This is a genomic window from Ciceribacter sp. T2.26MG-112.2, from assembly GCF_900492205.1.
GTDB lineage: Bacteria > Pseudomonadota > Alphaproteobacteria > Rhizobiales > Rhizobiaceae > Allorhizobium > Allorhizobium naphthalenivorans_A.
The window spans coordinates 43,118-62,473 of record NZ_UEYQ01000012.1 but is presented as its reverse complement, the minus strand read 5'-3'; the positions used below and the strand labels follow the sequence as shown (position 1 = coordinate 62,473).

21 protein-coding genes are annotated in these 19,356 nt (G+C 64.8%); 10 read left to right on the top strand and 11 right to left on the bottom strand.

The window, feature by feature from the left end; genetic code table 11:
* Positions 1-55 precede the first annotated feature (55 nt).
* The 6 genes from DYZ14_RS16375 to DYZ14_RS16350 form a co-directional block, all read right to left on the bottom strand.
* Complete coding sequence (locus DYZ14_RS16375) at positions 56-346, bottom strand: type II toxin-antitoxin system RelE/ParE family toxin (protein WP_154721675.1); 291 nt, start codon at positions 344-346, stop codon at positions 56-58.
* Positions 343-591, bottom strand: coding sequence for a type II toxin-antitoxin system ParD family antitoxin (locus DYZ14_RS16370; protein ID WP_154721674.1), 249 nt, complete (start codon positions 589-591; stop codon positions 343-345). The genes DYZ14_RS16375 and DYZ14_RS16370 overlap by 4 nt, the downstream gene beginning before the upstream one ends.
* A gap of 265 nt (positions 592-856) precedes the next feature.
* Positions 857-1,672: a class I SAM-dependent methyltransferase gene (locus DYZ14_RS16365; RefSeq protein ID WP_195949988.1), complete on the bottom strand. Its 816-nt coding sequence runs from the start codon at positions 1,670-1,672 to the stop codon at positions 857-859.
* A 10-nt stretch (positions 1,673-1,682) separates the two neighbouring features.
* A complete protein-coding gene (locus tag DYZ14_RS16360; protein ID WP_154721672.1) occupies positions 1,683-2,609 on the bottom strand; it encodes a metal-dependent hydrolase in 927 nt (308 codons plus the stop codon).
* A 199-nt stretch (positions 2,610-2,808) separates the two neighbouring features.
* Positions 2,809-3,129, bottom strand: coding sequence for a TraR/DksA family transcriptional regulator (locus tag DYZ14_RS16355; RefSeq protein ID WP_115672481.1), 321 nt, complete (start codon positions 3,127-3,129; stop codon positions 2,809-2,811).
* A gap of 75 nt (positions 3,130-3,204) precedes the next feature.
* Complete coding sequence (locus DYZ14_RS16350) at positions 3,205-3,615, bottom strand: universal stress protein (RefSeq protein WP_154721671.1); 411 nt, start codon at positions 3,613-3,615, stop codon at positions 3,205-3,207.
* A 227-nt stretch (positions 3,616-3,842) separates the two neighbouring features.
* Here DYZ14_RS16350 and DYZ14_RS16345 point away from each other — a divergent pair, with 227 nt between their 5' ends.
* A complete protein-coding gene (locus tag DYZ14_RS16345; protein WP_445292539.1) occupies positions 3,843-4,808 on the top strand; it encodes a VOC family protein in 966 nt (321 codons plus the stop codon).
* Here the strand turns inward: DYZ14_RS16345 and DYZ14_RS16340 are convergent.
* The gene (locus DYZ14_RS16340; RefSeq protein WP_154721670.1) at positions 4,795-5,727 is read right to left on the bottom strand and encodes an AraC family transcriptional regulator; all 933 of its coding nucleotides are present in this window, start codon (positions 5,725-5,727) and stop codon (positions 4,795-4,797) included. The two genes, DYZ14_RS16345 and DYZ14_RS16340, sit on opposite strands and share 14 nt — an antisense overlap.
* Positions 5,728-5,821: 94 nt before the next feature.
* Here DYZ14_RS16340 and DYZ14_RS16335 point away from each other — a divergent pair, with 94 nt between their 5' ends.
* The 3 genes from DYZ14_RS16335 (at position 5,822) to DYZ14_RS16325 (ending at position 9,412) form a co-directional block, all read left to right on the top strand.
* Positions 5,822-6,664, top strand: a complete 843-nt coding sequence (locus tag DYZ14_RS16335) for an SDR family oxidoreductase (protein ID WP_154721669.1) — start codon at positions 5,822-5,824, stop codon at positions 6,662-6,664.
* 176 nt (positions 6,665-6,840) lie between these two features.
* Entirely contained in the window at positions 6,841-7,983 is a 1,143-nt protein-coding gene (locus DYZ14_RS16330; RefSeq protein WP_154721668.1) for an AI-2E family transporter, read from the top strand.
* Between the two features lie 142 nt (positions 7,984-8,125).
* A complete protein-coding gene (locus tag DYZ14_RS16325; RefSeq protein ID WP_154721667.1) occupies positions 8,126-9,412 on the top strand; it encodes an NAD(P)/FAD-dependent oxidoreductase in 1,287 nt (428 codons plus the stop codon).
* Between the two features lie 107 nt (positions 9,413-9,519).
* Here DYZ14_RS16325 and DYZ14_RS16320 read toward each other — a convergent pair whose 3' ends face one another.
* The 3 genes from DYZ14_RS16320 to DYZ14_RS16310 form a co-directional block, all read right to left on the bottom strand.
* On the bottom strand, positions 9,520-9,813 hold the full coding sequence (locus DYZ14_RS16320) for an XRE family transcriptional regulator (RefSeq protein ID WP_154721666.1): 294 nt from the start codon (positions 9,811-9,813) through the stop codon (positions 9,520-9,522).
* The gene (locus tag DYZ14_RS16315; protein ID WP_154721665.1) at positions 9,810-10,187 is read right to left on the bottom strand and encodes a type II toxin-antitoxin system RelE/ParE family toxin; all 378 of its coding nucleotides are present in this window, start codon (positions 10,185-10,187) and stop codon (positions 9,810-9,812) included. The genes DYZ14_RS16320 and DYZ14_RS16315 overlap by 4 nt, the downstream gene beginning before the upstream one ends.
* Before the next feature lie 165 nt (positions 10,188-10,352).
* Positions 10,353-12,257 (bottom strand): putative bifunctional diguanylate cyclase/phosphodiesterase, encoded by a 1,905-nt coding sequence (locus tag DYZ14_RS16310; protein ID WP_195949986.1) that lies wholly within the window; start codon positions 12,255-12,257, stop codon positions 10,353-10,355.
* Between the two features lie 466 nt (positions 12,258-12,723).
* Here DYZ14_RS16310 and DYZ14_RS16305 point away from each other — a divergent pair, with 466 nt between their 5' ends.
* From DYZ14_RS16305 to DYZ14_RS16280, 6 genes are all read left to right on the top strand, one after another.
* Positions 12,724-13,803, top strand: coding sequence for an ABC transporter substrate-binding protein (locus DYZ14_RS16305; RefSeq protein ID WP_154721663.1), 1,080 nt, complete (start codon positions 12,724-12,726; stop codon positions 13,801-13,803).
* Positions 13,803-14,855, top strand: coding sequence for a FecCD family ABC transporter permease (locus DYZ14_RS16300; RefSeq protein ID WP_154721662.1), 1,053 nt, complete (start codon positions 13,803-13,805; stop codon positions 14,853-14,855). Before DYZ14_RS16305 ends, DYZ14_RS16300 begins: the two co-directional genes overlap by 1 nt.
* Complete coding sequence (locus tag DYZ14_RS16295; RefSeq protein ID WP_154721661.1) at positions 14,852-15,610, top strand: ABC transporter ATP-binding protein; 759 nt, start codon at positions 14,852-14,854, stop codon at positions 15,608-15,610. Before DYZ14_RS16300 ends, DYZ14_RS16295 begins: the two co-directional genes overlap by 4 nt.
* Positions 15,607-16,917 (top strand): hypothetical protein, encoded by a 1,311-nt coding sequence (locus tag DYZ14_RS24410; RefSeq protein WP_154721660.1) that lies wholly within the window; start codon positions 15,607-15,609, stop codon positions 16,915-16,917. Before DYZ14_RS16295 ends, DYZ14_RS24410 begins: the two co-directional genes overlap by 4 nt.
* Positions 16,910-17,419 carry a hypothetical protein gene (locus DYZ14_RS16285; protein WP_154721659.1) on the top strand — a complete coding sequence of 170 codons (510 nt, stop codon included), beginning with the start codon at positions 16,910-16,912 and terminating at the stop codon, positions 17,417-17,419. Before DYZ14_RS24410 ends, DYZ14_RS16285 begins: the two co-directional genes overlap by 8 nt.
* Positions 17,420-17,674: 255 nt before the next feature.
* On the top strand, positions 17,675-18,523 hold the full coding sequence (locus tag DYZ14_RS16280; RefSeq protein WP_154721658.1) for a metallophosphoesterase: 849 nt from the start codon (positions 17,675-17,677) through the stop codon (positions 18,521-18,523).
* A gap of 97 nt (positions 18,524-18,620) precedes the next feature.
* On the opposite strand, the gene DYZ14_RS16275 is transcribed toward DYZ14_RS16280, so the two are convergent.
* Positions 18,621-19,322, bottom strand: coding sequence for a helix-turn-helix transcriptional regulator (locus DYZ14_RS16275; RefSeq protein WP_154721657.1), 702 nt, complete (start codon positions 19,320-19,322; stop codon positions 18,621-18,623).
* Between the last annotated feature and the right edge of the window lie 34 nt (positions 19,323-19,356).

The window sequence follows — 19,356 nt, the reverse complement described above, 5'->3', positions numbered from 1 at the left end:
CGCAACACAGTCCTTGCCTTCCTCTCCTCATCCGCCCGCTCATCACTTCGCCCCGCTACCCAAACAGCCCCTGCCAATCCTGTCGGCCATGCAGGACGCGCACGATCAGAATGTCGCCGTCCCGGACGATGTAGGCGATCAGGTGCGCGTGGAAAGGGTGGAGCCGCATGGGCGGGTTCAGTTCGCGGCGTTCGCGCGCCATCTGCGGATTTTCGGCGAGGAGTTCAAATGTGTCGAACAACTCATCGACATATCGGTCGGACTGCGCCACGCCGAAGTGCTGCGCACCGAGGACATAGATCTCGATGATGTCGCGATCGGCCTCGACGGTGGTGCGATAGGTCATCGCCGGGTGGCGGCAAGCCGTTCGCGGGCGGCTTGAAGAATGTCGTCCTTCGAGCGCTCGCTGACGCCGCTGTCGAGACCTTCGGTGACAAGGCTCTGCAGTTCTGCCAGCGCGTCGGCGCGCTCCTGGTCGCGGCGGATCAGGGCACGCACATAGTCGCTGGCATTGCTGTAGCGCCCGGTCTTCGTCTGGGCGTCGACCCATTCCTTCATCGGATCGGGCAGCGAAACATTCATCGTCGCCATATCGGTCACCTCGTCGGGGCAGAATGGCATAATTTGGCAAGGTTTGCCAAAACAATTTGACGGTGGCGTCTGCCCCTCATCCGCCTGCCAGCACCTCTGCCGGCCCTTCGCTCAAAGCTCAGGGCGTTCGTCATTCGAAACGATTCACCGGATCGTTTCGTCGGCTGCGCCGAACAGTCCTCACCCCCGTGAACGGGGAGAAGGAGGATGGGGTTTGCCGCCCTGCCCGGCCCCTCGCTTTGGCGCGGGGCGAAGCGACGCGCGGTTAAGCCTTCCGATACCGCCGCGCCTGATAGACCACGCTGCCGCCCGTCAGCGCCTTGTAGAGCACCGAGCCCTTGGAGCCGGAGAATTCGGTCATGAAGCGGCGCAGCAGGAAGGCCTTGCCGATGCGGGCCTGTTTGCGGGCTTCCGCCGCGTTCAAGGCGGCGACGACGTTTTCAGAGATGTTGCGCTTGTCGATCAGTATGAGGCCGGGCGCGGCGAGCTGTTCGTCGAGCAGGCCAAGCTGGCTCTTCGGTCGCATGTCGGCGAAGGTGAAGATGCCGCCGGGTTTGAGCACGCGGGCGACCTCGCGGGCAAAGGCCGGCACGTCGCCGTAGCAATGCGAGGATTCGATGTTGACGACGATGTCGAAGGCGGCGTCGGGAAAAGGCAGGTTCTCGGCGTCGCCCTGCACGAAGGAAAGGGCCGGCGTGTCGGCATTGAGCTTTTGCGCCCGGCGCACGGTTTCCGGCGAATAGTCGAGGCCGGTCACAGTCGCGGGCGCGTAATAGCGGGCGATGTAGCGCGAGCCGCCGCCGCGGCCGGAGCCCACTTCCAGCACGCGGGCACCCTCGACGGGAAGGCCCTCGACCGCCTGCTGGTAGAGGCCGATGAAGGCGCGCTCGGCCTCGTCCTCGGCTTTCAGCGCAAACGGCGCGCCCATCGGCACGTAGCCGTAGTTCATGAAGCGCCAGTCCTTGTCGCCCCAGAAGCGCGACAGCATGTTGTAGATGCGCCGCCAGACCCATTTCTGGATGCGCGGAAACTTGCCGAGGGTGGCAACGTCGAGGACGCTGGAAAACAGGCGGCTGGTCATCGGTGGCCCTTCATTCGGCGGCAGGGGCGGCCGTTGGGGCGGCCTTGGCGGCCGCGAGCGCCATGAATTCATCGTAGAGCCAGGCGCGGCCCTTGTGGATCAGCGCGTGATCGTCCCTGTTCACCGGGTTGAAGCCCGGCAGGTAGTATTTCAGCACCAGCGGCGCGCATTTGCGCCAGTAGCCGGGATTGCCGAACAGCACCCAGACGAGCCGCGCCCAGAAACGCGGGCCGGTCTCGACCCCGTCTGTGCGGGCAAAGCGCACCAGATTGGCGAGCACGATCTTGAGGAAGGTCCAGGCGACCGCGTTGAAGGCCATGGTGCGCAGCATGTAGCGCTTGAAGGGGGAATATTTCGGTGTCGCCGCGGCAAAGACGTCGAGGGCGACCGCCTTGTGTTCCAGTTCCTCCAGCGCATGCCACATCCACAGCCGGCGATAGGCGGGCGCGGCATCGTCGAGGAATTGCGGATTGCGCAACGTCACCGTCGACAGCGTCGCGGTCAGGTGCTCGATGGCGCAGGTGACGGCCAGGCGGAAGACCGGGATCTTGTCGGAGCGCAGCGTCTTGATGACCGGCGCTTCCATCGCCTCGACGTCATAGCCGAGCTTGGCGAGCGCGCGGTTGTAGTCCTCGTGCTCGCGGGTGTGAAAAGCCTCCTGCACCGAATAGCCGTTGATCTCGGCGGCGAGGTGCTTGTCCTTCAGCTTCGGCGCGTAATATTTCAGCGAGCGGATGAAATAGCGCTCGCCTTCCGGCAGGAAGATGGAAAGGCCGTCGATCAGCGCCGTCTTGTGGAAGTCGCCGCCGAGCCAGTGGCGGGTCGGGTTTTCCAGGATGCCGAACCGGATGTCGCGGGGAATGATCTCCTCGTCGTCGGAGCCGGGGGCTGCATCCTTCCACCGCGCCGTCTGGCCGGCCGCATCTGCAATCGCCATGTGTCGTACTCCGTCCTCGGCCGCCGCCCTCAATAGCCGTTCTCAAGCGCCGCTCGTCGCGACGGGGCACTTCGGCATCGGTTTCTACCGCCTCGGACCAGCAGTGGCAACCTGCGGCCGCGCGTGGCCGGGCGCTCAGACAAGAAACGCCCCCTCCCCCGCCGATGGAGAAGAGGGCGCAAGGCCTGTGGCGATCCGATCAGGCTTCGCTCGCGCATTCCTGGCAGAGCGGAGCGTAGGGAACGGCCGCCAGACGCGCCTCGGAGATCGGCTGGCCGCATTTGGCGCAGGTGCCGAAAGTGCCCTTGGTGATGCGGTCGAGAGCCGCGTCGATCGCCTTCAGCTCCTTCTCCCCGACCTCGCCCAGTTCGTCGAGCACCTCGTCATTCTCGGCCTGGACCGCCTGTTCCTCGCTGTCGGGGTCGCGCCCGGTGGCGATGTCGGCATTGATCTTGTGCAGCCGCGAGAAAAGCTCGCGCTGGCGATCCCTCAGGATCTGTTCGTATTTGTCCGTGTTCATCCGGGTGTTTCCTCGTTCTTCTTGTCAATGCCGGCTAGGGGCCAGCCAGGGCCGACTAGTGTCGTTCGCCGGGGCTCAGCGGTCAACGAGCACCGAGCACTTGGCGTGGCGCACGACGCGGTCGGCAGTCGCACCGATCAGGTAGTTGCCGAGGTCGGGAATATGCGAGGCGACCAGGATCAGGTCGGCGCCGTGCTCGTTGGCGGCGGCGAGGATCTCGCGGGCCGGCGCGCCGGTGCGAAGTTCGACGCGGGCGGCGATGCCGGTCTTTTCCTTCAGTTCGACGAGCTTTGCCTTGCCGTCCTTGATGGCGTCCTCGATGGCGTTCACCGGCAGTTCGATGGTGATATAGCCCGGCATGTCCTCGATGACGGTCATCAGGATGATCTCGCCGCCGGCATCGAGCAATTGCGCCGCCTTGCGCAGGATCTTCTCGCCCTTGTCGAGCGCGCCACAATCGACCGGAACCACGATTTTCTTGTACATTCTTGCTCTCCTTGTGGCGTGGCCTTTCAAGACCCGCCTCCCTCTCTTCTAACGCTACAATCGAACGCCGCCGGCCATCCCGCATTGATCAGGATCAATTTTGCCGGCCTGATCGTCAACATATGCCGAACGATAAATCTCCCAAATCCGATCTTTCGTGAACGATGCGGACGGCGCATATTCTGATCCGGAAGATGATAAACCACAAGGGACCGACCATGACCCGGATCACCCGCCGCAGGGTGCTCGCGCTTGGCGCGGGCCTTGCCGCCGGCGCGACACAGTCCCGATCGGCCACAGGAGCCAATGCGATGAACCCTAAAGGCACACCAGACACGGCGCCAAGCTTCGCCTTGACCCGGCCGATCCATGTCGGCACCGCCCATCTCGTCGTCTCCGATCTCGACCGGGTGCGGCAGTTCTATGAGACCATGCTCGGGCTGAAAGTGCTCGAGCAGGGCATGAGCGGCGTCGTGCTCGGCGCCGGCGCCCGCCCGCTCCTGACGCTTTCGACCGGCGCCGACGTGCGGCCTGCGCCGCGCAATGCCGCCGGCCTGTTCCACACCGCCTTCCTGATGCCGGACCGCACCGAGCTTGGCCATTGGCTGGCGCATGTGGTTGCGCGCGGGGTGCGGCTCGACGGCGCCTCCGACCATCTGGTTTCCGAGGCGATCTATCTGAGCGATCCGGAAGGCAACGGCATCGAGGTCTACCGGGACCGCGCGCCGGAGGAATGGGATTTCCACGCCGACGGCACGGTGGAGATGGCCACCCTGGCGCTCGACCTGCAGGGGCTCTACGACAGCGCACCGAAGACCGCCTGGGGCGGCATGAGCGACAAGGCGGCGATCGGCCACATGCATTTGCAGGTGGGCAATATCCCGGAGGCCGACCGCTTCTACGAAGGCGTGCTGGGCCTCAAGAAGATGGCGACCTATCCCGGCGCCAGCTTCTTCGGCGCCGGCACCTATCACCACCACATCGCCGCCAATATCTGGAACAGCCGCGGCGCCACGGCCCGCGAAGGGGCGATGTCGGGCCTCTCCGACTATTCGCTGACCTTCAACGACCAGGCGGCACTCGACACGGCGCTCGCCACACTGGAGAGCCTGGAGATCGCTGTCGACCGCACGGCGGAAGGGCATGCGCTGAAGGACCCGTGGGGCATCGGGCTGACGCTCAAGGCGGCGTAAGGGCGGCCGAAGCCTGCACATATTCGCTGGGCGGGCAGCCGACGCGCCGGCTGAAGGCGGTGCTGAAGGCGCTCGCCGATTTGTAGCCGACCGCTTCGGCGATCTCGTCCAGCGAACCCCCGCGGCGCAAAAGGGCGTCCTTGGCCAGCGCCATGCGCCAGTTCAAGAGATATTCGACCGGCGCGACGCCGACGGCCTCGCAGAAACGCCGCGCGAAGACCGAACGCGACATACCGACGCGCCGGGCGAGTTCGCCCACCGTCCAGCCGCGGGCGACGTCCGCATGAATGTGGCCGAGCGCCTGGGCGAGGCGCGGATGCGCCAGGCCGCCGAGCAGACCGACCGGCGGCGCAAGGGCGTCCGACTGGCGCCGCAGGATCTCGATCAGCATCACCTCGATGAGCCGGCAAAGGATCGCATCGCGGCCGGGCCGGGCATCAGCCGCCTCCTCCCGGACGATGGCGACGAGCGTATGGAGGCGAGAGGCCGCCTGCTCGGTGGACCTGACGCAGACGAAGCGCGGGAGGAGGCCGATGAGCAGGTCGGCATTGGCCGGGTCGCAGCGGACGAGGCCGCCGAGGATGCGGGTTTCGGGGGCAAGGTCGGGGTCGCCGACACGCACTTCGCCATCCACCCAATGGGCCGCCTTGAAGGCATCGTCGGACAATTCGGTCTTCCCCCCCGGCGCGCTGACGAACGAGTCCCCGCGCGGCCGGGCGGAGAGGACGTAATCGCCCGCGCCAAGCTCGAGCGCGTCGCCTTCCTCCGCCTGGAACCAGCAGCGGCCCTCTGTGACCAGGTAGAAGGTCGGGCCCGGCTGCTCGGGCACGCGCACGCCCCAGCGGCCGGCGCCCGCCATGCCGCCGAGCAGCACGGTCTCCGGGCGTAGCAGGCCAATCACATCGGTCAACGCATCCATCGGGACGATCCATAATGATATTCGGATTTTGCATTATAGAAAGAAGCAATGGGCCGATGTAGTCAAGCCTGGCAACCAAAAAGGAGCCAAGCACATGACCAAGACCATTCTCATTACGGGCTGCTCGTCGGGCCTCGGCCAGATGACCGCCCGGCACTTCGCCGGACAGGGCTGGAACGTCATCGCCACGATGCGCAAGCCGGACGGCGCGCTGGCGAGCGAATATCCGGAGCGGATCCTGGAAGCCGCCCTCGTCGTCGCCGACCCCGCCAGCATCGACGCGGCGATCAAGGCGGGCGTCGATCGTTTCGGCGGGCTCGACGCCGTCGTCAACAATGCCGGCGTCACCATGGTCTCGGTTTTCGAGGCGACGCCGGACGACGCCATCCGCCGTATCTTCGAGACCAATGTCTTCGGCATGATGAACGTGATCCGCACGGCCCTGCCGCACCTTCGCGCACGCGGCGGGGCTACGATCGTCAATGTCAGCTCGGGCGTCGGGATCGCGGCCGTGCCGCTGCTGTCGATTTATGTCGCCTCGAAACAGGCCGTGGAGGGGCTGTCGGAATCTTTGTCGTACGAGCTGGAATCGCAGAATGTGCGCGTGAAGTTGATCGAACCCGGCGCGATGCGGGCCACGAATTTCGTCGGCACCGGCATGGCGGCCTCTGAGGCGGCGCCCGTGCCGGACGGCTACAAGCCCTATTTCGACCACGCCCTGCAGGCGATGATCGCCTATCCCTTCCCCTCGACCGAGGAGCAGTCGGTGGTCGAGGCGATCTTTGCCGCCGCGAACGATGATACGCATCGCTTGCGCTACGTGGTGGGGCAGGACGTGGAAGAATATGCCCGGCTCCGGTGGTCGACGTCGGAAGAGCAGTATCTGGCCGGGATGCATGCGCTCACCGGACAGGCTGCGTGGCGCGAGAAGGCATGACGGGGATCGGGCCACGGGGGCGACGGCTCGCCGGTCAGCCGCGCAGGCACGCCAAGGGGTCGGGCGTGCCGGGGCGTCCCCGCTCTCCGTCATAGGACGACCTGCCACCCACTCCCCCCGATGGAACACTCCGTCCATCCCCGCGTTATGGCGCAGTCGTATCGGGGGTTTTCGAAATGAATGACAGGGCGAACGGGTCGAGGACCAGCCGCGAGGCGATGGAGCATGCGGCCTGGACGGCCGAGCGGGCGCGTCGCAAGGCGACCCACCGGGTCAAGGTGCGCAAGACCGCGCTCGACCTGGCGCTGATCTGGTCGGTCATCGGCATCTTTTCGATCATGACGGTGGCCGTCGTCTATCTGGCGTCCAGCGTGCTGATGCCGATCACGCTTGCCATCGTCGTCGGGCTGATCCTCGGGGTGGCCGCGGACCGGCTCGGCGCTCTCGGGATTCCGCCGATGGCGACCGCCGTCATTCTCACCTCGCTGTTTGCCCTCCTGCTGTTCTTCATCGTCAACACGCTGGCGACGCCGCTCGCCGAACTCGCCGGCGAGGCACCGGCGATGATCGAGCGGGCGATCGAACGCATTCTGCCCTATCTCGAGCGTCATGAATGGCTGAACGTCACCGCCGCCACCTTTCGCTCCGGGCCGCTCACCTCCGAGGCATTGATCGAGAACATGGGCACCGTGCTCTCGACGCTGGCGACCCGCGTGACGCCGGCCCTGGTGCAGGGTCTGATCTTCTTCGGCGCGCTGGTCTTCTTCCTCGGCAGCCGGCTGGCGCTGCGCCGCGCCCTGATCATCGCCTTCAACGACCGCGCCCGGCGCCTCTCGGCGATCCGCATTCTCAATTCGATCGAGCAGGCGCTGGGCTATTATTTCGCCACCGCGACCCTGCTCTATGCCGTGGCCGGCGTGGTGATGACGCTTATCGCCTGGATCGGCGGGCTACCGATGCCGGCGCTGTGGGGCCTGTTCGCCTTCCTGTCGAGCTTCGTGCCCTATCTCGGCATCGCCATGATGACGCTCTCGCTGGCGGTCGCCGGCTTCCTCGCCCATGACGGGCTGATCTGGGCGCTGGCGCCGGCACTCGCCTTCTTCACCGTGCATGCGATCATGGAAAACCTCGTAACGCCCGCGGTGATGGGGCGCCGGCTGGAAATCAACCCCTTTATGGTCTTCGTCGCCATCGTCTTCTGGACCTGGATGTGGGGAGCGGTCGGCGCGGTGCTGGCCGTGCCGCTGTCGCTGATCGCCATGACCATCGCGTCCGAAATGCTGCCGCAGACCCGGGTCCAGCCCAAGCTGCCGGGCTGAGCCTCGACGGTACCGCAAGCCTTCTCACGCTTGTGGGACGGCGGATAATAAATTCGTCGATATTGACGAAAATCAAATTATATCTACGAAGCTTCGTACATACTGCTTCTCATATATTTTGCAGCAAATGGGAGGTTGCTTCATGGCGCATATCGTCGTTCTCGGTGCCGGTCTCGGCGGCACCATCCTGGCCTATGAACTGAGAGACAATCTCTCTCACAATGACCGGGTCAGCATCATCAACAAGGGCTCGAAATATTCTTTCGTCCCATCCAATCCCTGGGTCGCCGTCGGCTGGCGCGATAGGGAGAGCATCGAGGTCGACCTGGAGCCGGCCTGCAAGAAGCGCAATATCGGGCTCTATCCGCAGGGCGCCAAGCGGCTGAATGCCGCCGACAACCGCGTGGAGTTGAATGACGGCTCCGTCATCGACTACGACTACCTGGTCATCGCCACCGGCCCGGAGCTCGCCTTCGACGAGATCCCCGGCTTCGGGCCCGAGGCCAACACCCAGTCGGTCTGCCATATCGACCATGCGCTCGCCGCCAAGGACAATTTCGAGAAGCTGGTCGCCAATCCAGGCCCGGTGGTGATCGGCGCGGTGCAGGGCGCGTCGTGCTACGGCCCGGCCTATGAATTCGCCTTCATCCTGGAAAAGGCGCTGCGCGACGCCAAGGTGCGCGACAGGGTGCCGATGACCTTCGTCACCTCCGAGCCCTATATCGGCCATCTCGGCCTCGACGGCGTGGGCGACACCAAGGGGCTTCTCGAAAGCGCGATGCGCGCCAAGCACATCAAGTGGATCTGCAATGCCAAGGTGCAGAAGTTCGAGACCGACAAGGTGACGGTCGAGGAGGTCAACGAGGACGGCTCGACCAAGACCATCCACGAGGTGCCGTCCACCTATACGATGATGCTGCCGGCGTTCCGTGGCGTCGAGGCGGTGCGCGACATCGAGGGGCTGACCAATCCGCGCGGCTTCATCCTGGTCGACAAGCACCAGCGCAACGGCAAGTATCAAAACATCTTCGCCGTCGGCGTGTGCATCGCCATTGCCCCGACCGGCAAGACGCCGGTGCCGGTGGGCGTGCCGAAGACCGGCTTCATGATCGAAAGCATGGTGACCGCGACCGCCAAGAACATCGCCCGCCTGGTCCGGGGCGAAAACCCCAATGCCCAGGGCACCTGGAACGCAGTGTGCCTGGCCGACTTCGGCGACGGGGGGATCGCTTTCGTCGCCCAGCCGCAGATCCCGCCGCGCAATGTCAACTGGTCGTCCGAGGGCAAGTGGGTGCATGCCGCCAAGATCGGCTTCGAGAAATACTTCCTGCACAAGATCAGGAGCGGCACGGCCGAGCCGTTCTACGAGAAACTCGCCCTGCAGGTGCTCGGTATCGACAAGCTGAAGGCCGTCAAGTTCGACGACTGATGGTATGCGCATCCTGTCTCCCCGCGGTGGGAGACAGGATGCGGACGCAGATATGTGGAATCACGGTGCGGCTGCCGCAGAAGCACGATCCGGACGTGCCGGACCGGTCATGCGTCAATCAGTTCGATCTTCAATCTCTTGCCGACCGAGCGGGCTGCTCTGTCGAGCGTGTCGAGTGAAACTGCCAGATTTTGCGGATCGAGCACCCTGTCCACCTGAGTCCGGCTCGTGCCCATTCTCGTCGCCATGTCTGATTTGCTGATCGACTGCTTCTTGCGCGCAGCCTCGATCTGCCAGGTCAAAACCCGCTTGATCGCCTCGCCATAGATCTCCTCTCTTTCGCCGATCTCATCGAGGAAATCTTCAAGGCTCCCGCCGACAGAGGGCTGCAAGTCGTTCATTTCTTCGTCCTCTTCTCGAACTTTCTTAGCCGTTTTGAGCGCTCCAGGTGCTCTTTCCAGCGCTTGACCGCGAGTTTGATCGCCTCCTGCTGACCATCCTTGCCTTCTTCGCCGTGCAGCAGGAGCATTATCCCGTCATCAATCCCAAAATAGGTTCTGGCTTCGACATTTCCGTCCTTGATGCTGGATCGCACTTCGCGAACGCCATCCCTTATCGGCCGGCAGGTGGGCATACCGACGGGCCAGCCGAACTCCACGGTGGCGATGTCGGCCCCGACCCTGTGACGGTCCGCCTTGTCGAGCGACTTGAGCCATTCCTTGACCGGTTCCGCCCCTTCGGCCGTAACGAAGAACTTCGCTACAACGCGCTTCATTCAAGCTCCTTGTACCGTATACGGTGCGCTTTTACAAATGCATATTAGAGCGCTCGGTCGAGAGAGTAACCGGCCCGGATCCAATCAAGGATTGTATGAAGCACTTTTTCGCGAAGCGTTCAAATCGCCTTCCGTGGCTGGTACGGTGACCGCCAGGCGACCGGTTCAGAAGGCGCGGCGGCTTTCGGTCGACGCTTGGCCGGCGATCCGCTCGCCCGCCTCCACAATGCCCATCGGCTTGCCGAACAGATAGCCCTGCACGTAGCGAATGCCGGCCGACTGCACGGTGCGCAATTCCTCTTGCGTCTCCACCCCCTCCGCCAGGCATTCGAGGCCGAGATTGGCCGACAGATCGGCGATCGCCCGCAACAGGGTGCGACCGACGGCGTCGTCCTCGGCCAGCCGGGTGAGGAAGCAGCGGTCGGTCTTGATCCGATGCAGGGGGAAACGGTGGATATAGGCAAAGCTCGAATAGCCCGAACCGAAATCGTCGAGCGCGATGCGACAGCCCCTGGCGGCGAGCACGCCGAGCGAATCCCGCGCCCGCTCGAAATCGGTCATCACCGCCGTCTCGGTGATCTCGAAGACCAGCCGTTCGGGATCGATGCCGCTGTCGTCGACGATGCGGGCAATATTGCCGATCGAGCGGCTGGACACGAGATCGATCACCGAAAGATTGAAGGAAAGCGAGATTTCCTTCGGCCAGGCCGCCGCCGCGGCAAGCGCCTTTTCCAGAAGGACGCCCGTGACGCGCTCCATCATTCCGGTGCGCTCGGCCGCGGCGATCAGCAGGTCGGGGCTGACCTTGCCGAGCGCGGCACTTTCCCAGCGGGCCAAGGCTTCGAAGCCCGAGATCCGCTGCCGCATCAGGTCGAATTGCGGCTGGAAAGCCAGCGAGAGTTCCTTGACCAGATCGCAGGAGCGCAAGGCCTGCTCGATGCGGCCGAGATCGCTCATCTCCGCCTCGTGGCATTCGGAGAAGACCACCACGTCGCCCCGGGTCTGGCGCTTGGCCCGATAGAGGGCATGGTCGGCCCGCTCGTAGATCTGCCGCACCGTCTGGCCGTTTTCCGGGTAGCGAGCAAAGCCGACCGAGGCGGAGATCGATATGTCCACGCCGGAAACGACGAAGGGCCGCCGCAGCGTCTCGCAGATCGCCGAACCCAGACGGATGAGGCCATCTTCCGTCAACGGACGGCCGATGGCGAGCGCGAACTCGTCGCCGCCGAGCCGGGCGACCAGATGGTCGGGCGGACAGGTCTGGCGGATGCGGCGGCCGACCTCGACCAGAAGATCGTCGCCGACGGCATGGCCATAGAGGTCGTTGACCGGCTTGAAGCCGTCGAGATCGATGATGCCGACCTGCAGGCCTGCACTCAGCGCCCTCTCGTCGCCGATCAGTTGTTCCAGGGTGGCGAAGAAGTTGCGGCGGTTCGGCAGGCCGGTCAACGCGTCGAAATCCGCCTGACGTTCGGCGCGTTCGCGCAGCCGCTCCGCCAGCAGCCGGGAGCGCACCGCCTTGCTGATCGCCCCCCGCATCAGGACCGCAAGGCCGATGGCGCTGAAGGCGCCGGCGAGGCTGACGAAGGAAAAGTAGAAGAAGGAATCCGGGCCCAGGAGATAGGCGAGCGCCAGCATGGTGGCCAGCGTGATCACGCTGACGCCCGCCACCACACGGTTGCTGATGCCGACCGTCGAGGCGAGCATCATCAGCAGCAGGAAATAGATCAGGTTCGACGGGTGGAAATCGACATAGAGCACGGCACAGGTGTTGAGATAGATCAGCAGCAGCACGCCCGCACCGATCAGTTCCAGCCGGGCAAAGCCCGCCTCCTCAAGCCGCAGCGAGCGGCGAAGATAAAGCGCGATCGCCGCCGTCAATGTCGACAGGGAAAACAGCAGGGCGGCATCGGCGGGTGAGCGCAGCAGGAGATGCGGGATGCCGATGAACAGATAGAAGAGGAAGACGGGGACCAGGAAGGCGCGGATGATCGGCTGAAACGCCCGCGCCATCTCGTCGCGGATAGCGCCGGGCGACAGCGCGACGGCTTCGCAATCCGAAGAGGACACGGTTTGCTGCGAGTGTCGACGAGAGGGCATGAGGACCATGGGCGTTCCAGAAAGCCGGAGAAGCGAAAGCACCGTGTCTGGACCAGCCCTCATGCCACGCGGGACCACAACCGGGTCCATTCAGACAGGCGAGATATAACATTCATGCGTTAAGGGATCATAAACGGATCGCAAGAGGCCCATTTCCGATCCCCTGTGCGAATCAGCGGTCGCGACCGAAACATTTGACGAAAGAGGCGTGTCGCCAGTCGAACTCGGCCCAGTCGTCGGCCGCCCATCGATCAATTCGCATATACGAACATACTGGCAAAGCCTTTCGGAGCGATGAACGGCGGCCGCGGACCACGCGAATACCCACAAATTCACAGGGGGGAGCTTCCCGCTTATATCTTGACATTAATATTCATGTTTGCAAGTTGGGCGCATTGAATATGACTTCATTTCTCCACTTTGCGAAAGGCCTCCGATGCCCGCTCATCGTCTCCCCCTCACCCTGGCGGCCGTTCTCGGCCTTGCCGGCGCAGCATTCGCCGATCCGATCACCATCACCGACCAGGGGGGCCGCACCGTCACGCTGCCCAAGGCGGCCGAGCGCATCGCCTCGATCCCGATCCCGATGGCGTCCACCATCATCGCCATGGACGGCGGCACCTCCAGGCTGGTCGGCATGAACCCGACCGCCAAGAGCGCGATCGTCGAGGGCGTGCTCGGCAAGATCTTCCCCGAGGCCCGGGACATTCCGTCCGACATCACCGCGCCGAACTTCATTCCGAATGTCGAGGAACTGGCGGCGACCAATCCGGAACTCGTCATCCAGTGGGCCGATTACGGCGCAGACCTCGTCGACCCGATCAGCAATGCCGGGCTCAACGTCGCGCTCATTTCCTACGGCACGGAGGAGAAGACCCGCTATTACCACGAGATGGTCGCCACCGCGATGGGCAAGCCCGAGCGGGCCGCCGCGATCAACGGCTGGCGCGACACGGTCGCCAAGGAAATGGCGGAAAAGGCCAAGGCCATCCCTGCCGACAAGCGCCCGAAGGTGCTCTATCTCGGCCGGGCCATGGAAAACCTCACCGCCTCGGGCAACAAGGGCAATTACAATGGCTGGTACATCCATCTGGTCGGCGGCGTGAATGCGTCCGGCTCGGTCGAGGGCAATGGCACGACGATCAGCCCCGAGCAGATCGCCGAATGGAACCCGGATGTGATCCTGCTCAACAGCTTCGAGGCCAAGCTCGGCATCGACCGGATCTACAACGACCCGATCCTGTCGCTGACCAAGGCGGCGCAGGAGAAAAAGGTCTACAAGATGCCGCTCGGCGGCTATCGCTGGGATCCGCCGAGCCAGGAAAGCCCGCTGACCTGGATGTGGCTCGCCAATCTGCTGCATCCCGCCGTCTTCACTTACGACCTGCGCGCCGAGATGAAGGCGGCCTACAAGACGCTCTACAATTACGACCTCGGCGATGCCGACATCGACGGCATCCTGTGGACCGACATGCAGGGCGACGCCACGAACTACGCCCAGTTCGAGGCCAAGTGATGAGTGCGGTGGTGGCGGAACCGGTTCGGCGGAGCGTCTCGGCGCTGAGGATCGGCGTGTTCGGCGCCCTCCTCGTCGCGCTTCTGGCCTCGATGCTGTTTGCCATCGGCGCCGGCCGGTTTTCCGTCAGCGTGCCGCGCATCATCGACATCCTGATGGCCGGGGCGCTGAACCCCGGCCTCGCACCGGCCCAGATGGACGAGCGCATCGTGCTTCTGGTGCGCCTGCCGCGCGTCCTGCTCGCGGCGCTCTCCGGGGCCGCACTTGCCGTCGGCGGGGCGGCGCTGCAGGGGGTGTTCCGCAATCCGCTGGTTTCGCCGCAGGTGCTCGGCATCAGCCAGGGCGCGGCCTTCGGCGGGGCGATGGCGCTGCTGTTCGGCTATTCCGGCGTGGTGCTGCTGGGGCTCGCCTTCGTCTTCGGCCTGTCGGCGCTGATCCTCGTCGGGGCGCTCGCCCGCATCAACGGCCGCACCGAAGTCATCACCGTCATCCTGTCCGGCATGGTGATCGGCGCGCTGTTCGGGGCGCTGGTCTCGATCATCCAGTTCATCGCCGATCCCAACACCTCGCTGCCGGCCATCGTCTACTGGCTGATGGGTTCGTTTGCCACCGCCACCTGGGCGAGGCTCGGGCTTGCCGTTCCCGGCATGGCGATCGGGCTCATCATCGTCTTTGCGCTGCGCTACCGGCTGAACCTTCTGGCGCTTGAGGACTCGGAAGCCCGCTCGCTCGGCGTCAATCCCGACCGCGAACGCTGGTACATCTTCATCGCCATTTCGCTGATGACCGGAACCTCGGTCGCGGTCGCCGGCATCGTCGGCTGGATCGGGCTTGTCGTGCCGCATGCCGCGCGCATTCTGGTCGGCGAGGACCACCGGGCGCTGATCCCGGCCTCGGCAATCATCGGCGCCGCCTATCTCACCTTCATCGACACGCTGTCGCGGACGCTGACCTCGGCCGAAATCCCCCTCGGCGTCTTGACTGCGCTCATCGGTGCGCCGGTTTTTGCCGTGCTCTTGCGCAAGCATTTCAAGGAGGCGAACCGCCCATGATCGGTCTCGACAAGGCATCCGTCGCGTTCGGTCCGCGCACGCTGTTCAAGGATATCAGCTTTTCCGTGCCGGTCGGCCGGTCCATGGCGATCCTCGGGCCGAACGGTCGCGGCAAGACCACGCTGTTGCGCGCGCTGCTCGGCTTCCAGCCGCTGGCATCGGGCACGCGCCATGCGCCCAAGGTCGCCGGCTATGTGCCGCAGCACGGCGCCTCGCAGGCGAAGCTTTTCGGCCTCGAGGTCGTCGTCATGGGGCGCGCCGTGCAGCTCGGCCTGTTCGGCCAGCCGTCCGCCGCCGACCGCGAGGCGGCAGAAGCAGCCCTTGTGCAGGTCGGCGCCTGCGCGCTTGCCAACCTGCGCTACGACCGCATGTCGGGCGGCCAGCGGCAGATGGTGCTGATCGCCCGGGCGCTCGCCACCGGATCTCCGGTGCTGGTGTTCGACGAGCCGACCTCGGCGCTCGATCTCGGCAACCAGGCAAAGACGCTCGAACTGCTGGATACGCTGAGGCTCCGGCGCGACTTCGCCATCATCTTCACCACCCACGACCCCAACCATGCGCTGGCGGCGGCCGACGACGTGCTCCTGATGATGCCGGGCGGCGGCGAAATCCACGGTCCGGTGTCGGACATGATCGAGCCGGACAAGCTTTCCGAGCTCTACGGCGTGCCGATGCGCTGGGTGAATGTCCAGGGATCCACGGGCGAGACACGCCGGGCGATCCTGCCCGCCTTCGCCGGAATAGAGGCAGCATGAGCACGATCTACCTGAAATCCGCCTATGGCAAACCGTCGCCGGGCATCCTCGAAGCCGCCCAGCGCGGCGAAGCCGCCATCGTCGAGCAGGCCGAACTCTCGCCGGAGATCCTGTCGGCGCATAGCGGCCTGATCACCGGCCAGCAGCTCGACCAGGATGCCATGCTCACGCTGAAGCCGGCGCTCGACGCCTTTCTCGACCGGGGCGGCCGCTGGTTCTTCAACGGCCATTTGGTGCGCCCGCTCGTCGACGGCATGGGGCAGTACCGGCCGATCGCCGAACCGAAGCGGGCCGACTTCGACCTTGCCGCGGTCAATCCGCACCCGATCTATGACGGCATCGAGCTTACGAAGCTGGAGACCAACAAGGGCGTCGCCGGCTTCTACGGGCGCGGCTGCAATCCGCTGCCAAAGGGTGCCGTCGCCGTCAATGGACTGGGTGCAGCCAGGGTCCCGGTCGACTGGGTCTGGGCGCGGCCGAAGGGCGGACGGATCTTCTCCCATTCCGGCAATGATCTCGCCGGCATGGGACTGGAATGGGGCCTGGCGCCCGAGCTTTCCGCCCGCATCCTCGTCTGGACCAATGGTGGAGCATGCCTCGATCCGTGGCCGGCAAACCCGTCCAAACCGGCTGAAGTGCTGCCGCTCTCCGAGGCCGAAACCTATCGTGGCCTTCGCACCTCGACCCGCACCGGCCGGCGCATCGTGGCGCCCTCGTCAGGCACCTATTACAATATCCGCAGCCTCGAAGGGCCGCGCTATACCCATGCCTTCGATGTGATCTGCACGCCGGAACAGCTCGGTGACGTGCTGCGGCCGGACGACATTCTCTGGGTCCCGTGCCGAACGCCGGCGCAGCGCATGATCGCGCAGAAGGACGTGGTTGCCCGCCATCTGCAAGCCGGCGGCACCGTCGTCGCGCTCGGCGAAAGCCGGTCGGATCTCTGGCTGCCGGCCATCCAGTTCACAGAGACTCCGACGAACTGGTGGTGGTGGCTCGATCCGTCGGCCGATCTCGGCGTGAGGGTGACCGAGGCCGCCGCGTCCCATCCCCTGATGCACGGTATCGGCGACAAGGAAGTGACCTGGCATCTGCACGGCTGGTTCGTTCCGCCTGAAGGTGCCACCGTTCTTGCCCGCGACGGCGAAGGCCGGCCGATCCTCTACGAGGACAGGGTTTCGACGCCGGGCACGATGATCGTCTCCTCCCTTGATCCGATGTTCCACCACGGCTCGCATTTCATGCCGGCGACGACGCGCTTCCTCGACCGGTTCGTTCCCAACCTGAAGGCCTATGCCAATGTCTAATTCGATCACCGTCCTCGACAACGGACACCCGATCAGCTTCAGTTTCGACAGCATCAACGCCTATCATGGCGGCGGCTTTCCCGGCGGGGTGGCGCATGCGCTGAAAGCCATGCAGGCGGCCTTTCCGCTGCTCTCCCCGACGCCGCTGGAGCGGCGCGAGGTGGAGATCGTCACCGCCTTTTCCGGCGCGGGCGGTCGCGATGCACTGGAAATGGTCACCCGCGCGCTGACCGACGGGCGACTCACCATCGATAGGTCGATCGGCGGGACCCACGTGATCAACGATCCGCCCGGCCCCTACGTCTTCCGTTTTCGCTATCGCGGCAAGACGGTCGAGGCGGTGATCAAGCCCGGTCACGTGAAGGAGGAATTCATCACGCTCGGTGCCAAGGCCGACAAGACCCCCGACGAGATCGTCCGGCACGAGGAACTGAAGGCCGAAATGGCCTATCGCCTGCTGCCGCTCACCGCCGGCGAGGTCTATACGGTGCGGGTGATCTGAGGCTTAGCATCCTCTCCCCTCGTGGGAGAGGATACAAAATCACGATCTTAGCGACAGCTAACTCGTAGATTTTGTTGGTGAGGGGGCGACGTACCTGCAACCCTTCCCCCTCATCTGCGAAATCTGAGGTTTAGCCTGCGGCTAAGCCCTCGATTTCGCTTCTTCTCCCACCAAGGGAGAAGAGCCCCAGCCACTGTCACACGACTGTCATGGCCCGCGCCTATGTCCGGCCATCCCTTTCATGACGTGTCGCAAATGCTTCCCCAACAGTCTTCCCCCCTTCTCCGCTTCGGCCTGATCGCCGATCCGCAATATGCGCCGATCGAGCCCAATGCCCGGCTCAATCGCCACTACGCGCAGAGCCTGGAAAAGCTCGAGGCGGCGATCGCGCAGTTCAACGGCGAGGCGCTCGATTTCGTAGTGACGCTCGGCGACGTGATCGACCGGGACTGGGAGAATTTCGACCGGGTCCTGCCGCTTTACGAGACCCTGCGGCACACGCACCACATCCTGCCCGGCAATCACGACTTTGCCGTAGCGGCCGACAGACTGGCGGAGGTGTACGCCAGGCTCGGCATGACGGCGCCGTATCACGACTTCGTCGTCAAAGGCGTGCGGCTGATCCTGACCGACGGCAACGAGGTTTCCTTGTTTGCCCCGCCGCTCGACGATCCGCGCCGGGTCGAGGCGGCCGAAAGGCTGGCCGCTCTTACGGCGGCGGGGGCTGCCAATGCGCAGATGTGGAATGCCGGCATGAGCGCTACGCAGGTCGCCTGGCTCGGCGAACGGCTGAGACAAGCGGATAAGGCCGGCGAGCGGGCGATCGTCTTTGGCCATTATCCGCTCCACCCGGCGAGCGACCACAATCTGTGGGGCGCCGAGGAGGTTTCCGCGCTGATCGCCGCCTCGCCCGCCGCCATCGGCTATTTCTGCGGCCACAACCATGCAGGCAATTACGGCCTGCTGAACGGCACCCATTTCGTCAACATCAAGGGCATGGTCGACACGTTCGACGAGAACGCGTTTGCGATTGTCGCCGTCCATGCCGACCGCATCGAGATCACCGGCTTCGGCCGCGAAGTAAGCCGCGTTCTCGCCCTTTAGGCTGCCTGGCGACCCCGACTTCGCGAAAGACGTCCGCGCGCGTCAAGGTGGCCACAATCCCTTGTCAGAGCACACCTGACCACTTTCCGGACCATGCCTAGGCAGGTGCGGCCACGGTGCTGCCCGTCCAGCCGGCGGTCCACAAGTCGCGCAGGCGATTGCCCTCGCCAGGGAAGAACTCCTCGAGCGGCTGGCAGTCCTCGACCCGGTCGGCGCGAAAATTGCGGATCGCCTCACGCAGTTCGCACCAGGCGACGATGACGGCGGTGGCCGAATAGTAGACGAGCGCCAGCGGCCGCACCGTGCGTTCCGTCGCATTGCCCCATTCGTCGCGGTAGTCGAAGAGCAGTTTGCGCTCGTCGCGGATGGCCGAGCGCACCATGGCGAGATCGATCCCTTCCGGCGCGGGCGCAACCGAACCCCAGGCCTGCAGCGCATTGCCTTGCAGAACCTGGCGCAGCGGCTCCGGCACGGCTGCGGCGATCTTGGTGTTGACCCGCCGGGCCGCCTGTTTCAGCGCCGTATCCGCCGTGCGCTCCAGCAGCGCCAGGCCGAGCACGATCGCTTCGGTCTCCTCCACCGAAAACATCAGCGGCGGCAGGTCGAAGCCGGGGCGCAGGATGTAGCCCAGCCCGCGCTCGCCCTCGATCGGCACGCGCATGGCCTGCAGCGCTGCAATGTCGCGATAGATCGAACGCGGCGTCACTTCGAGCTGCGCGGCGATCTCGGCCGCCGTGACGACGCGGCGCGACAGCCTGAGGATCTGGATGATCTCGAAGAGCCGCGACGCCTTTCGCATATTTGCCTCCCCAGCGGAAACGCTACTGACACAA

Bases quoted from the DNA above. Each gene is read 5' to 3' on its own strand.
- DYZ14_RS16375 (WP_154721675.1), bottom strand. From the start codon at position 346: ATGACCTATCGCACCACCGTCGAGGCCGATCGCGACATCATCGAGATC.
- DYZ14_RS16370 (WP_154721674.1), bottom strand. From the start codon at position 591: ATGGCGACGATGAATGTTTCGCTGCCCGATCCGATGAAGGAATGGGTC.
- DYZ14_RS16365 (WP_195949988.1), bottom strand. From the start codon at position 1,672: ATGACCAGCCGCCTGTTTTCCAGCGTCCTCGACGTTGCCACCCTCGGC.
- DYZ14_RS16360 (WP_154721672.1), bottom strand. From the start codon at position 2,609: ATGGCGATTGCAGATGCGGCCGGCCAGACGGCGCGGTGGAAGGATGCA.
- DYZ14_RS16355 (WP_115672481.1), bottom strand. From the start codon at position 3,129: ATGAACACGGACAAATACGAACAGATCCTGAGGGATCGCCAGCGCGAG.
- DYZ14_RS16350 (WP_154721671.1), bottom strand. From the start codon at position 3,615: ATGTACAAGAAAATCGTGGTTCCGGTCGATTGTGGCGCGCTCGACAAG.
- DYZ14_RS16340 (WP_154721670.1), bottom strand. From the start codon at position 5,727: ATGGATGCGTTGACCGATGTGATTGGCCTGCTACGCCCGGAGACCGTG.
- DYZ14_RS16335 (WP_154721669.1), top strand. From the start codon at position 5,822: ATGACCAAGACCATTCTCATTACGGGCTGCTCGTCGGGCCTCGGCCAG.
- DYZ14_RS16330 (WP_154721668.1), top strand. From the start codon at position 6,841: ATGAATGACAGGGCGAACGGGTCGAGGACCAGCCGCGAGGCGATGGAG.
- DYZ14_RS16325 (WP_154721667.1), top strand. From the start codon at position 8,126: ATGGCGCATATCGTCGTTCTCGGTGCCGGTCTCGGCGGCACCATCCTG.
- DYZ14_RS16320 (WP_154721666.1), bottom strand. From the start codon at position 9,813: ATGAACGACTTGCAGCCCTCTGTCGGCGGGAGCCTTGAAGATTTCCTC.
- DYZ14_RS16315 (WP_154721665.1), bottom strand. From the start codon at position 10,187: ATGAAGCGCGTTGTAGCGAAGTTCTTCGTTACGGCCGAAGGGGCGGAA.
- DYZ14_RS16305 (WP_154721663.1), top strand. From the start codon at position 12,724: ATGCCCGCTCATCGTCTCCCCCTCACCCTGGCGGCCGTTCTCGGCCTT.
- DYZ14_RS16300 (WP_154721662.1), top strand. From the start codon at position 13,803: ATGAGTGCGGTGGTGGCGGAACCGGTTCGGCGGAGCGTCTCGGCGCTG.
- DYZ14_RS16295 (WP_154721661.1), top strand. From the start codon at position 14,852: ATGATCGGTCTCGACAAGGCATCCGTCGCGTTCGGTCCGCGCACGCTG.
- DYZ14_RS24410 (WP_154721660.1), top strand. From the start codon at position 15,607: ATGAGCACGATCTACCTGAAATCCGCCTATGGCAAACCGTCGCCGGGC.
- DYZ14_RS16285 (WP_154721659.1), top strand. From the start codon at position 16,910: ATGTCTAATTCGATCACCGTCCTCGACAACGGACACCCGATCAGCTTC.
- DYZ14_RS16280 (WP_154721658.1), top strand. From the start codon at position 17,675: ATGCTTCCCCAACAGTCTTCCCCCCTTCTCCGCTTCGGCCTGATCGCC.
- DYZ14_RS16275 (WP_154721657.1), bottom strand. From the start codon at position 19,322: ATGCGAAAGGCGTCGCGGCTCTTCGAGATCATCCAGATCCTCAGGCTG.